Genomic DNA, 15,257 nt, shown 5'->3' with positions numbered 1-15,257 from the left:
TATGAAATTTAAAAATTTACTTTTCCTTGTCTTTTTATGGGCAGGTCTGGCGGTCAATGCACAGGTTCGTGCCACCGTTTCGTCAAAGACATATGATCTGGAAACAGTTAAATTTACTGTAGATGGTTTTGTATTTACACTTAATGCAGACGGATCAATTGCTGATTTCAATGCTCCAGACCTTAATGGTAAGCTGGAATACTATGATGATCAGGTTTTTGATAAAGTAAAATATGGAAAACTTAAAAGCATTGGAAACGTTAAAATAGATTACTGGGAAGATTCTGCTTTCACAAAGGAAAAAGCCGGTAAGCTGAAAAGTTTAGGAAATATTTCCGTAGACTATTGGGAAGATTCGGCCTTTACTGAAGAAAAAGCAGGTAAAGTAAAGAAAATAGGAAATATTGCTATAGATTATTGGCCTAATGATATACTAGATAACAGCAAAATGGGAAAACTGAAAACAATAGGATCTATTGCTATAGATTATGGAGCAAAAGATGTGATTGATCAGAGTAAATATAAAAAGCTTATAAAATTCGGTCCCGTGAGTCTTGATTATTATACTGATAGCTTTATGGACGAAAGCAGAAACGGACAGCTGAAATCCATTAACGGAAACAGCGAAAAAATCAGTGTCTCTGTATTGTAATCCTTCTGTTGTCTTAAAAGACTGATAGTGTAGGTTATACATTCATTTATCGGAAAAAACATATATCTCTTATAAAAAGTATCCATAGGCTGGATGCTTTTTTTTTACTAAATTTGGTCCATAAATTCCTTATCAAAATGCAAAACTACCTGGACCTTTTACAGCATATTTTAGACAACGGAACTGATAAAACCGATAGAACAGGCACCGGAACAAGAAGTGTTTTCGGATATCAGCTGAGATATGATTTGTCAAAAGGATTTCCTTTGGTAACCACAAAAAAAGTGCATTTAAAATCTATTATTTATGAACTGCTTTGGTTTCTGAAAGGAGATACCAATATCAAATACCTAAAAGATAACGGAGTAAGTATCTGGGATGAATGGGCAGATGAAAACGGAGATCTTGGACCTGTTTACGGGGCACAATGGAGAAGCTGGAACGGCGCTGACGGAAAAGTAGTAGACCAGATCACAGAAGTAATCGACCAGATCAAAAAGAACCCGGATTCCAGAAGACTGATTGTATCAGCATGGAATGTTGCGGAAATCCCGAATATGGCTTTGGCACCTTGTCATGCCTTGTTCCAGTTTTACGTAGCAGACGGTAAATTATCCTTACAGCTGTATCAGAGAAGTGCTGATGTTTTCCTTGGGGTACCGTTCAATATTGCAAGCTATGCATTGCTGCTGATGATGGTAGCACAGGTTTGTGATCTGGAAGTTGGAGATTATGTTCACAGCTTTGGAGATGTCCATATCTATAACAATCACTTTGAGCAGGTAAACAGACAACTTGCCAGAGAACCGAGAGTTCTTCCGACAATGAAACTGAATCCTGATGTTAAAAATATTTTTGATTTCGATTTCGAAGATTTTACCTTAGAAAATTATGATCCCCATCCAGGGATTAAAGCTCCTGTAGCCATTTAATATTCTTATCTCACTTTAATTTTTTATTACTTCTGTTATTTTAACATTAATAGAGGCATTATCTGTGCCCATAAGCTGGGAAATCAGAATATAAATACTTCAGCATACCTTCTTTTCGCAATTGTTTCTTAAATTTGAAAGAAACAAACCCGGTTCATTCGATAAATCCATTGACCGATAAGAGAACATCAATTCAAATGCTTAAACATAAATCATGAGGTATTTAAAAATCAATATAGAAGAACATGCAGATATTGAAGCGCTGAAAAATGCTGTACAGCAGTTGAAAGGAGTTGCTTCAGCAGAAATAGTGGATGACGAAAACCCTGAAAGCGAGCTCAAAAAAGCCTTCGCAAAAACAAAGGAACAGCTTAAAAAGGGAGATTATGAAACTTTAGTCAATGATATTTTCGATATAATCATTAAAAAATAATTCTAAAAAAATAAAGTAGACCGATGAGAAAGGCCATTTTATCAATTGCTGTACTTGGAATTTTAATTTCCGCAAATGTATCAGCACAAACTGAAACTTCAGGAAGGGAAAAAGTATACAGAGCTACCCATACCAAAGTAACAGAACTGAAGCATACCAAACTGAAAGTAAATTTCGATTACCAGAAAGAACAGATGAACGGAGAAGAATGGCTTACCGCCTCACCTTACTTCTATGCAACCAACGAACTTACTCTTGACGCAAAAGGAATGCTGATCCATGAAGTGTCTCTCGATAATAACGGCAAAAAATCTCCTTTAAAATACGAATACAAAGACGATATTCTGAAAATTACTCTGGATAAGACATACCAGAGAAATCAGGATTATACAGTTTATATCAAATACACAGCCCGGCCCAATGAAGTAAAACAACAGGGAAGTATGGCGATCAATGATGCAAAAGGACTGTATTTCATTAATGCTCAGGGAACAGACCCGGATATGCCGACACAGATATGGACACAGGGAGAAACAGAATCTTCTTCTGCATGGTTTCCAACTATCGATAAGCCTAATCAAAAGACCACACAGGAAATTTACATGACAGTTCCTGATAAATACGTTACCCTTTCCAATGGTATTCTGAAAGAATCCAAAAAAGAATCCAACGGACTTAGAACCGATCACTGGATGATGGATAAAAGGCATTCTACCTATCTGTTCTTTATGGGAGTAGGAGAATATGCCGTTGTAAAAGACAAATGGAAAAATATTCCGGTTGATTATTATATTGAAAAAGAATATGAGCCGTATGCTAAGCAGATCTACGGAAATACTCCGGAAATGATCGACTTTTTCTCTAAAAAACTGAACTATGATTATCCGTGGGCAAAATATGCTCAGATTTCCGGAAGAGATTATGTAAGCGGAGCGATGGAAAATACGACTGCAACACTTCACGGAAGCGATATTCTTCAAAAGCCGGGACAGCTTATCGATGAGAATACATGGGAAGATACCATTGCTCACGAATTGTTCCACCATTGGTTTGGAGACCTGGTTACGGCAGAAAGCTGGAGTAATCTTACAGTGAACGAGTCCTTTGCCAACTATTCCGAATACCTTTGGAATGAATACAAATACGGAAAAGACCAGGCAGATTATCACCTGATGACTGATGTGAATAATTATCTTCATAACCCAACCGATTTTAATAAGAACCTGGTAAGATTCAATTACGAATCCCGTGAAGATGTTTTTGACCTCGTAACATACCAGAAAGGAGGAGGAATTCTGAATATGCTGAGAAATTATCTTGGCGATGATGCCTTCTTTGCCGGAATGAATGATTATCTGAAAACCAATGAATATCAGAATGCAGAAGCACATCAATTAAGATTATCTTTTGAAAAAGTATCGGGTAAAGACTTAAACTGGTTCTTTAACCAATGGTATTTTGGAAGCGGAAACCCGAAGATTAATTACTCATCTACATTTGAGCCGGTAAAAAAACAGGTTGCCGTAACCATTAATCAAACTCAGGAAAAACCATTTGAATTTCCTCTGGCTATAGATGTATATGACAATGGAAAACCTAAAAGATACAATGTCTGGGTAAATGCAGAAGCGAAAAACACATTCAGTTTTGATGTTTCTAAAACACCGGATCTCGTTAACATCAATGCAGATGGAGTTTTACTGGCTGATATTACCGATACTAAAACTCCGGAACAGAATCTGATGCAGTTTACCAATGCTAAGGAGTTTAAAAGCAGGTACCTTGCTTTAACCGGAATTAAAGATCAGGCTGGAAAAAGCCCTGCTGCGACAAAATTATTGGCTGCTGCACTGAAAGATCCTTTCTTCAGAGTAAGAATAAAAGCTTTAAACTTAATAGACCTTACCAACCCTGAACAGATGAAAGTACTGGGTGCTGAAGTTGAAAAACTGGCTTCCAATGATCCGAAAACTTTAACCCAGGCTGCCGCTATTACAGCTTTAGGAAAGACAAAAGACAAAAAATACCTTCCATTATTTGAAAAAGGAATAAATGCCGTTTCCAATGCAGTGAGAGGAAGTTCAATGAGTGCAATTCTTACCATCGATCCATCAAGGGCAAACAGCCTGGCTGATAAAATTGATATGAAAGGAGCTTCAGAAGAATTGCAGGCACAATTGCTTCCTGTGATTGTGAAGAACAGAATTACTTCCCAGATAGAAAATATTGCGCCCCTTGCTACTTTTTATCCGTTTATTAAATTCCAGAACCCGGAATTGGGAAAAGCAGCGGAAGACGGTTTCAACTGGATCATGACTTCCGATAATCTGAAAGCTACGGAAAGCATTACGAAAATAGCAGGATATGCCAAAAATCAGATGGCAGATAATCCACAGGCTAAAATGATGATGGTTCAGATGCTGAAAGATGGCTTAAGCAAAAAAATGGAACTGCTGAAACAGAATCCGCAGAACGCAGCAAGCATCAACAAGCAGATAGATGTTCTCAATAAAGCTATTGAAAACTATAAATAAATAAAGAAGCCGGTAGATTACCGGCTTTATTTTTATTGCTTGACATTAAATTGGCGGATTATCATTTAAAATATATTGATTTTTAACGATGTTATAAAAATCAGTACTTTTTCCTGCTGTTTTTTGCGTTATCTTTCATAAATTCGTTCAAAATTTAGACAATTATGAGTTTTGGAATTGAGGCAGCGGGCTATTATGTGCCTGGTTTATATTTGGAGATTAAGGATTTAGCAGAGAAAAGAGGAATAGAACCGGCAAAATTGGAGAAAGGCTTAGGTCTTCATAAAATGGGACTTTCTGATGTCCATGAGGATGCTGCAACCTTTGCAGCAGAAGCATTACTGAAGCTTATACAAGATTATCATATCAATCCGAAAGAAATAGCAAGAGTGTATCTGGGAACAGAAAGTGCTTTGGATGCTGCAAAACCTACAGCTTCCTACGCTGTACAGATGGTGGAAAAAGTCCTGGAAGAAGAATTTGGATCCAGATGTTTCAGAAACTGTGATGTTCTTGATATGACTTTTGCCTGTGTAGGAGGAGTAGATGCATTGCATAATGCTCTGGATTTTATAAGAGTAAACCCTGATAAAAAAGCAGTAGTCATTGCCAGTGATTACGCAAAATATGAACTGGCTTCTTCTGGCGAATATACGCAGGGAGGCGGAGCAGTAGCTCTTTTGGTTTCATCAAAACCAGATCTTCTTGAAATTGAAAATAACTGGGGGGTGGCTTCAGAAAGTGTCTTTGACTTTTTCAAACCCAGAAGATTATATAAAAAGGAGGACCTGAACGGAGCTCCGGAAACATATCCCGAAAAAATTGAAATTTTTACAGATGAACCGGTTTTTGACGGACAATATTCCAACCAATGCTATCAGGACAGAATAAGAGAAGCTTATAATCATTATAAGGAGATAACAGGAAAGGAAAAGCCTTATGAAAACTGGGAATATATTATTTTCCATCTTCCCTATGCTTTCCACGGGAAAAGGGTCTTTACTGAAATTTACAGCCTTGAGAACAATCTTTCCTATGAAACAGCAGATGAGCAGAAAGCGGTTGCCAAATCTGAAAACTATCTGAAATTAATTAATGAGAAGATAGAAAAAACTCAGAGAGCTTCTTCCGAAATAGGAAATATGTACACGGCATCTATATTTATGGCACTTCTTTCTGCGTTGGAGACTGCTTTTAATGAAAATGATGACCTTTCAGGGAAAGAAATTGGTTTTGTAGGGTACGGAAGTGGTTCGAAATCAAAGGTTTTTGCAGGGAAAGTTTCGGCGAACTGGAAAAAGGTAGTGGAAAAATGGGATTTATTCGAAAGTTTGAAACAAAGAACAGCTGTTGATTTTGAAACTTATGAAAAACTCCACAGAAAGCAGTTGAACGCGTCTGTAAACAAAGATTACAAAGGCTTCGGGCTTGTCTCTGTAGAAGCGGAAAATCCTGTTTTAACCGGAGCAAGATATTATAGCTATCAGAAATAAAATGATTGACAGCATCATCATTGTAAAGCATCTCATCCGGGATGCTTTTTTTGTATTTTTCTGTTGATTTTGTTGTTGATTTTATCGTTTTTGTAGGACATGATCTCCTGCAGCTGTTCATATTTTTAATCTGAAATAATGTATCAGTAAAATATTGTACTTTGATTTTAAAACTTTTATGTGATGTTACAATATTTTTAATACCTGCGGAAATTCCGACCGGACTATTTTTTCATTAAATAGTTTAATTTTTAATAATATATCACTTACTGAGATGTATCGTTTTTTTATTTTTTAATAAAATCATTAAGTTTTAAAGTGCTGTTTTATAGTGTTTTGGGTGTTTTATTTGTTGGTTTTTATTTACATCTTTATGGTGATATTCATGTGGAGGCCATGATAGTCTGATAATTATCCCCATTGATGTCCTTCTGTTTTTATATATCAGGCCTTCGGGGAAGAGCTGACGCAGATGATTGACAATACTAACATAAAAACAAATCATATGAAAAATAGCAAAACAAAATTACAGTTTTTATTAATGTTTTTTTTCCTGTTATCATTTTCACTTACCATTGCTCAGATACGGCTTGTAAACCAGAATGTTACAGGCAATCTTGTTTTTAATGCTTTAATACCCAAAGGTTTTGGGATTTTTTATAACAGCAATCCTAGAAACAGCTATAGCTGGATACATCTGTTTGGAGCGTATTCAGCACCCAGCCAACCTGGTATACCGGACATTTTGACTCCTCAGCAAGGATTACTGGCAATGGGGGGTGGATCATTTCAAATATTTGTAAATTCTACAACTAACTCTGTCGGGCAGTCCGCATTGCACATCTCAGAAAATGGAACGATTACTCTGGGTCAAAAAGGTGGGACTATTACAGAATCGGATATTGTGAATATCGATGAACTGAAAGGGTATCAGCATCTGCGCTTCGATGCCAACGGTGATTCAAAGCATGAACTAACCCTGACAAACACAGTTTTTAAAACGGATATCCAGAAAGTGGTCCTGGATAATGGTAGAGATACTGATCTTGCACAGATTTCAATGAATACGGATAAACAAGTCGATCATGCGGTACTTACTGTAGCAGGAGCTACCTATATCGGCCCGAAGGCAGATCTTGCTGCTGCAGGTGCGCTCTCTAAATTTAAATCCGAATATCTCGACAGGTACAGCCTGTGGGTAGAAAAAGGGATCGTTTCTGAGGATTTTGCGTTTGCCAATGTTGCTGCCTGGAAGGATGAAGTATTGGATCCGGAATATCCTCTGATGAATCTGGAGGACCTCAGGGAGCATATTAAACATCATAAACACTTACCTGGTGTTCCTTCAGAGAAAGTCATAAAAGAGAAAGGGTATACAGCGCATCAGATGAATATGATCTTTATGGAGAAAATAGAAGAGCTCACTTTACATACTATTTCTTTGCATGAGAAAATAAAAAAGCTCGAAGAGAAGCTGGAGAGGATAGAAAACAAAAAATAAATAAGGCATAATGAAAAAGTGTTTATTTTTAATGCTCATGCTGGTAAGTGCAACGCTTTTTTTTTCACAGCAAAGAGCGCAGTGGCTGGCGGCCAGCGGTCCGAATTATACTGATAATATTAATCTGGCCTATGCCTGTTCCAATCAAGAATATTCAGAGGGAGCTGTAATCCAAATACCTGTTCAGTCTTCATTCATTGACCTTATTGATTTTTACGGGGAAGGACGAATCGTACATGGGTCTGTGACTACAGGCTTCAAAAATGCTTATAACATTAATCATCAATATCGACTGGTAAACAGTGACGGGCCTGATAAAAACCGCAAAATACCCAACAGGATACCTGTTAAGGACTACAATTATTTAAATCTTTCAAAGTATATTGCAGATGATAAAGTAAGTGCTATTACTTTGATGGGCGTGGGTATTCGGCAAAACACCGCAGAGGAAATGGGCAGAATGATCCGGAAAGACGGGCTTGGAAAAATTATTATATATGGATTTAATGCTACTGATCCGGATGTTCAGAGATTAGAAAACGAATTGCAGAAAATTGGGTTTTATTATAGTCCGAAATATATTCTGGAAGCTCCTTTTAATGAGATCCGGGGCTTTGCGGATGCACCCCGGGTATATACCAGTAAAAAGATGAAGGTAACCGGGGAAAAAGTATTCTATTCTGTTAATGCCAAAACCGATTCCGGAACTTCTGAGGATGATATGGTACACCTTAACTACAGCAGCCTGCTAGCTTTAGGTGCGGATTTGTCAGGGGGAATTAAAGGAACCATTGATAAACCCGGCGGAAAAATTACAGTGGAAGTCTATCCTTATGATGGTAATGAGGCAGATGGATTCCAGAAACTGGTGTCTCTGGATCAGGTTTGGAATCGTAAAAAAATAGTATACAGTACATATAGTGATGAAAGCAATGTTAATAAATACATCGAAAAAACGATTAATGTACCGTATGGTTTTGATGCGAATAACGACAGAAGATTCAAGGTACTCAAAAATACGACCTCTAATAATATAAAACTATTGGGAGGAACTTCTCAAAACAGCTGGTGGAGCTCAACTGCCTGTAGCTGGCTGCCTGTAAGGTATTTTTCATGGATGGCATGGAATATAAAGTCTCTGTTCTGGGAGGTGCCGGACGCCTGCAATGAGGTGGTCACAAAGTTCCGAACGGGAAAGCAGCCTGTCATTTTAAAAATTACCATTAAAGATGCTACTTTATATGATTATAAAATCCCTGGAATAGCAAATAATGTTGCATTTAATTTAAAAAGGCTGGAGGAATACAAAATAATCAAAAAGCTTAAGGTTACCATTTTAGAATCACCTAATGACAGTAAATCAGTAGCTTTTTATAAAGAGATGGTGGAAGACCAGCTCAAAGAAACCAACCGGTATTACTCAGCAAAAACAGGAAATGTTAAACATCCTCTGATGAATGCGGAAGTGGGTAATCCAAGAATTCTTTTTAAAAATGTTGATTTGATTATTAAGAAGGCAAGCAGGGAAAACTACAATCGTGAGGTACCGGCAGAAAATAATCTTTTGGAGTCAGATGCCGGGGTAAACAATAATGATGGTGAGACAATGCAGCTTCTGTTTATCCATTCTTTTTCAATATTTTATCCGCCCGGTACTACCAATACCCGGGTGATACGTGGATATTCAACAAATTTGGAAACCCTGATTCAGAATTCAGATTATACTGTTTGTTCCTACAGCAGATGGAGTGATAACAGTCAGGTGTATGGATCCTTTGGGCTTACTGTGGCTCATGAATTCGGACATTATTTCAGTCTGTATCATACGTTCGGAGGTGGCTGCTCCCAAAGGAATGGTGGAGATCAGGTGGCAGATACCCCTCCTGCTGAAGATGGAATGTGGTACATGTTGGATGCTGGCACCCCCAATGAAAGGGGAATTGATAATCCCTGCCAGAACTTTCCCTCATGCAGCGGAACCAGAAGGCAGGTAGAAAATATTATGGACTACGGACCCTGCAGATGGCTTTTTACCAAAGGCCAGGCTGACCGGATCACTGACCGGATCAATACAAAATCCAGCCTGTTCAGCACTCTGAATGTCTATGATACTGATCCCCGTGTGAATCCGGATGTAATCAACTTTTCTATAACAGATCTGAGGCATGGTGAAATGAGAAGAAAAGCAGCCCCGGAAATTCCCGGTCTTTCTGTCAGAATGATATACCCTTCTTCTAAAAACGGAGATTATATTGTAAAAGTGGTTTCTGATAAGGCAGAAAAAGGAAAAATTGTAATCTTCAATGATAATCGGATTAAAGTTTATGAAAAGGAGATCAGGGTCGAAAAAGGTTCAAATGATTTCGTGATAGAATCAAATCTGTTTGATAGGATAGGTTTATATACGCTATTTTATACCAGTACTTCTGCCAGTCAACAGATTCGGATACTCCCGCTACATCCGTAAGATCCTTTATACATTCACTGGCAAAATAAAAGCATCTCAACCCGGGATGCTTTATTTTTGAGATCTGCAGAGGATTTTTTTATTTGTTTTACCCGTTTTTTGGCAGAACAATCCTTTTGTGCTATTCATGTTATTTATATAAAATGCAATATGAATAAATATTGTTCTATGATTATAAGACTTTTATTTGTGTTGCTGATATTTTTCAATGCTTGTTAATATTCCTGTGATGCCACTTATTTGTTGAATATTTTAATTTTTTAAATCATATTGCTTGGAGATGCAGTTGATAATTTGTTCTTTAAGTGAAATAATTGCTGTTTAATTGGTTGTTTTACAGGTTTTTAAAGATTTGTTTTTTTAGTTTTTATTAACAGATTTACTTCTGATAATTAAAAAACTCTTAAAATGGATATGAAACGAAGTGCATTAGGGGTCGGAGCCCTGTTTTTTTTAGGACAGGCAATCTCGGCACAGAAGGTGAATAACGATACATTGGCTAAAGAGACTAAGATTGATGAAGTTGTATTGATAGGATATGGTACCCAAAAGAAAAAAGAAGTTACAGGTTCTTTGTCATCTGTGAAGGCTTCAGAAATATCTAATATTGCAGCACCAAGTTTTGAGCAACAATTAGCAGGAAGGGCTGCGGGTGTTCAGATTACCAGTAATACAGGTATTTTGGGTGAAGCTCCAAGGGTCAGGATCAGAGGAATAGCCTCTATAAATTCAGGAACTGCTCCGCTTTATATTGTGGATGGTATTCCAATTTTTTCAGGAGATATAGGAGGGCAAACCTCTACAAATGGATTGGCTGATATTAATCCGAATGATATTGAATCTTTTGAAGTTTTAAAAGATGGTGCTGCTACAGCAATTTATGGATCAAGGGCTGCAAATGGAGTCATCCTGATTACAACGAAAAAAGGAAAAGGAGGGAGATTAAGTGTTAATTTTAATCATTACGGAGGATACGCATTGCCCGTAGGATTATATAACTTGCTGCAGACTCCGGAATTTATAATGATTTCCAATGAAAAGAGAGCGAATGCCAACCAATCTCCTATAGCATTTGGGACAGAATATAATACCAATTGGCAAAAAGCTGTTCTAAGATCTGCTGCTTTTCAGACCGATAATGTGCTGTCCGCCTCAGGTGCATTTGGAAAATCTAATTATTATACTTCAGTAGGATATACAAGTCAGGAAGGAGTTGCTATTCCCAACGAGATGAAGAGATTGTCTATCAGGGCCAACGTAGATCATCAGGCTTTTGATTGGCTGAAGATTGGAACGAATTTAAGCTTTACAAAAACAGATTACGACGGGTTGAATACCGGAACAAACTCACTTTCCGGGAATATTTTCAATGCAGCCCGGCAATTGCCTAATACCCCCATTTATAATACCAATCATCCCACAGGATACAATATTGATCTGATTGATCCCAGAATTGTAGGAAGATGGCAGAACGCATTACAGGCGGGAGATAATATTACGAATATCAAATATGTACTTGACCATAATAAATTACAATCCAATGTCAATAGGTTTATCGGAGCTGTATTTTCTGATGTCAGGCTGTTTCCTTTTCTTAGTTACAGAGTGCAGTTCAGTATGGATCAGGCCCAGACCAAAGGGTTTTATTATTATAATCCGGTGCATGGTGACGGAGAAAGAGGGAATGGAGAGATAAGAAATGATTTTTCAGATCTTTTACGAAACAATCTTCAAAATATCCTGACATTTAACAGAACATTTGCTGAAAAACACAATGTCACCTTTGTATTGGTTAATGAGTATCAAAAGCAAAAAATACAAAGTTTCTACGGTGGAGGAAGAGATTTATCACATCCTTTTTTTAACAATGGAATCATAGCAGGATCTATAGGGACCATGCAGGCGGGAGGCAGTATATCAGAGCAGGCAATATTATCATACGGTGGTCGATTGAATTATAACTATCAAGGCAAGTACTTTTTACAAGCGTCCTTAAGAAGGGACGGGCTATCTGCACTCCCATTAAAAAATAAATGGGGTAATTTTCCGGGAATATCTGCAGGCTGGACACTAAGTAAAGAAAACTTCATGCATGCATTTCGTGATGTTATACCGGATCTTAAATTAAGAGTCTCTTATGCAAAAGTAGGAAATACGAATATTGGAAATTATCCTTATATGGGACTGTATAGCAATTCAAAATATGCCGATTATAATGGTATTACCTTTTCACAGATAGGGAATGATGAATTAATCTGGGAAACAAGTGCAAAGACTGATTATGGAGCAGATATGGCCCTGTTCAAAAATAAGTTGAAAATTACTTTTGATTATTTTGAAAATAAGATTTCAGATATGATTCTGGACGCCCCTTTAGCCTCTTCACTCGGAGTTCCCGGTAATAGTATTTCCCGGAATATTGGAGATATGAACAATACGGGACTGGAGTTTTCTGTTGACTATGAACTTTTTAATACCAAAAATTTCGGTTTAGAGATAAATGCCAATCTCACGCTGATGAAAAATAAAGTTCTTGCCCTGGCAAATAATAATGCAGATATGCTTTCAACGAATACGATAATACGGGTTGGCGAATCTTTAAGATCAATTTATGGATTCGAATACTGGGGGGTGAATAGAGCCAATGGTAATCCTGTATATTATAAAGCAGACGGCAGCCTGGTCCAGGGGCTTGTAGGAGTCGGAAAGTATGCGGTGTTTAATCCTTCTGATCCCGAAAATGTATCAAAGGCAGCTGTTTTAGACAACCTTAAAGACCGAAAGATATTAGGAAACTCTTTACCAAAGTATTTTGGAGCATTTAATGTAAAATTTAGATTTTATGATTTTGATTTTGGCACCACTATAAGATTCAGCGGGGGTAATAAAATATTTAATGCCACGAGAAGAGATTTAATGACTTTGAACTTTAATAATAATTCAACAGAAATTTTAGGAAGATGGCAAAGTCCTTCTAACCCAGGGGATGGGAATACTCCTAAACTGTTTTTTGCAGATAATACTCTTAGCAATTTAACCAGTAATGCTTCATCCAGATTCCTTGAAGACGCAAGTTTTATTAAGTTCGATATCATAAGTTTAGGGTATAATTTTCCAAAGAATATTCTTAATTCAATTGGAGTGAAAAGTGCAAGAATTTATTGTCAGGCTCAGAATGCTTTTATTATTACCAGATATAGAGGACTGGACCCTGAGATGGAATCTTCCGGAGTAGACTTGAATGGCACACCACGCCAGAGGGTATTCAGTATGGGCATTAACGTTTCATTATAAAATAATATAACAATGAAAAAAAATAAAATAATACAAAGAGGAGTTTCAATTCTCTCCCTGTCATTACTGACAATAGTTTATTCCTGTTCAGAAGCTGAGGTCTTGGATTTACGGCCTTTTAACAGCATAGATGAAAATTTAGCTTTTTCTACTGCTATGAATATTGACCTCTCTATAATGGGGGTTTACAATGCAGCACAAAATGGGTTTTACAATACTTCACCTTCTGCAGGTAATACTCCTAGAGGATATGTGTTTGGAGCAGCTTATGTAGAACAAAATGACTTGAGGGGTGAGGATATGGTGAATACAGCTACTTTTTATCAGCTTACCTATACAGCAACATATGACGGGGGAACAGCAAATAATGTTTATTACTGGATGAATGCATACGGGTTGATTAATAAAGCCAATATTGCTATTGAAGGACTAAACCAGGCAGGAAATAATGGCGTAATTAGTACAGCTGTGCGGGATCAATATTTAGGAGAAATGTTTTTCTTACGTGGATTGGCACATCTGGAGCTGCTAAAGCATTTTTCACAACCCTATAATTTTACGGCCAATGCCAATCATGCGGGACTTCCTTACCGTATAACAGCTATTAATAGTCCAGGCAAGATTGAGGAAGCGCTCAAAGTAGGGAGAGGAACAGTAGCAGAAACATATACTAAAATTCTTTTGGATTTAGATAAGGCGGAGCAATTATGTGAAAGTGTGGCCGTCAGAAGCGGTAATAGCAAAATTACACGAGCATCTAAGGAAGCAGCCGTAGCTTTGAAGGTTAGAGCATATCTGAATATGAGAAACTGGACCAAAGTACTTGACGAAGGCATAAAACTCAAATCAGCTTATTCACTTACTTCATCTCCGGATACACCGTTTGAATTAGCCAGTAATTATAATAATCCTGAATCAATTTTTTCCATTGAAAATTCGAAGAATACAAATCCCGGAACCAATGCAGGATTAGCAGCTATGTACAATAACAGATTATTAGTATGTATTAGTCCTGTTATCTGGAGAAACCCTAAGTGGTTGCCGGATGATAAGAGAAGAAATCCGGCTATGGTGAGAACTTCCAGTTCTGGGGTTAAATATGTCAATAAATATAAAGATGTCACAAACCTGGCCGATGGTACGCCCATTATAAGATATGCAGAAATTCTTTTATCAATGGCAGAAGCTAATGCGAGGCTTGGTCATACTGCAAATTCGATTAATGATTTAAACAAGGTCAGAAACAGATCTTTAAGCAATGTTGCCTCACAACAATATACTGCTGCTTCATTTAATAATGTGGCATCTTTGTTAGATGCTATTATGACAGAAAGACGGATTGAGTTTCTCGGAGAAGGAATGAGATGGGGAGATATTCACCGATTACTGTATGATGATTGGGTACCTACTCCCGGGATTCCTGCAAAAATGGCCAATGCTACCCCTGCAGGATCAGCTTTTACCTTGGGATCCCCCTATACAGGACCATTGGGCGTTCCTTTGATTCCCAAAACAGATTTCAGGATTTTATGGCCGATTCCTAATGAAGAAGTAATCAATAACCCAACGCTTGCAGCCCAACAAAATCCAGGCTGGTAGCAGTCAATATAACTACCCGATAAAGCAGATATATTATTGTATGAATAATAATGAAACAGTAGAAAAAATTTAATAATATTTATGAAAAAATTAAAAGGTATAAACAGATTAGGAGATATAGTACGTTAACGTTTTTTTAATTTTAATATAAGCAGGACCCTCTTTCAAGAGGGTTTTCTGCTTTTTAGATTGTGTTTTTAATATAAAATTTAAGAAAAAAGGCTAATTTTTTCTCTGTTTTCGCTAAAATTAAGAATTGTTTTTATTTATATTTTTCACTAAAATTAGTTTTAGTATTAATTTTTTTAATTATTTATTTCAAATGAATGAAAGTTGATTTTAATTTTAAAAT

At 37.1% G+C, this 15,257-nt stretch carries 9 protein-coding genes; all 9 read left to right on the top strand.

The window, feature by feature from the left end; genetic code table 11:
- The first annotated feature begins 1 nt into the window (after position 1).
- Complete coding sequence (locus tag ACR1PO_RS05050) at positions 2-652, top strand: hypothetical protein (protein WP_433986056.1); 651 nt, start codon at positions 2-4, stop codon at positions 650-652.
- A gap of 137 nt (positions 653-789) precedes the next feature.
- Entirely contained in the window at positions 790-1,584 is a 795-nt protein-coding gene (locus ACR1PO_RS05045) for a thymidylate synthase (RefSeq protein WP_433986055.1), read from the top strand.
- Between the two features lie 214 nt (positions 1,585-1,798).
- Positions 1,799-2,017 (top strand): hypothetical protein, encoded by a 219-nt coding sequence (locus tag ACR1PO_RS05040; RefSeq protein WP_433986054.1) that lies wholly within the window; start codon positions 1,799-1,801, stop codon positions 2,015-2,017.
- Positions 2,018-2,040: 23 nt separating this feature from the next.
- Entirely contained in the window at positions 2,041-4,551 is a 2,511-nt protein-coding gene (locus ACR1PO_RS05035; RefSeq protein ID WP_433986053.1) for a M1 family metallopeptidase, read from the top strand.
- 164 nt (positions 4,552-4,715) lie between these two features.
- Entirely contained in the window at positions 4,716-6,044 is a 1,329-nt protein-coding gene (locus tag ACR1PO_RS05030; RefSeq protein ID WP_433986052.1) for a hydroxymethylglutaryl-CoA synthase family protein, read from the top strand.
- 505 nt (positions 6,045-6,549) lie between these two features.
- Entirely contained in the window at positions 6,550-7,545 is a 996-nt protein-coding gene (locus tag ACR1PO_RS05025; protein WP_433986051.1) for a hypothetical protein, read from the top strand.
- A gap of 10 nt (positions 7,546-7,555) precedes the next feature.
- Positions 7,556-10,012, top strand: coding sequence for a M43 family zinc metalloprotease (locus ACR1PO_RS05020; RefSeq protein ID WP_433986050.1), 2,457 nt, complete (start codon positions 7,556-7,558; stop codon positions 10,010-10,012).
- Between the two features lie 408 nt (positions 10,013-10,420).
- A complete protein-coding gene (locus tag ACR1PO_RS05015; protein WP_433986049.1) occupies positions 10,421-13,306 on the top strand; it encodes a SusC/RagA family TonB-linked outer membrane protein in 2,886 nt (961 codons plus the stop codon).
- A 12-nt stretch (positions 13,307-13,318) separates the two neighbouring features.
- The gene (locus ACR1PO_RS05010; protein WP_433986048.1) at positions 13,319-14,905 is read left to right on the top strand and encodes a RagB/SusD family nutrient uptake outer membrane protein; all 1,587 of its coding nucleotides are present in this window, start codon (positions 13,319-13,321) and stop codon (positions 14,903-14,905) included.
- Positions 14,906-15,257 lie beyond the last annotated feature (352 nt).

The organism is Chryseobacterium amylolyticum, assembly GCF_051011775.1.
Lineage (GTDB): Bacteria > Bacteroidota > Bacteroidia > Flavobacteriales > Weeksellaceae > Chryseobacterium.
Note: the sequence above shows the minus strand (reverse complement) of the source record. Positions and strands in the feature narration are given on the sequence as shown.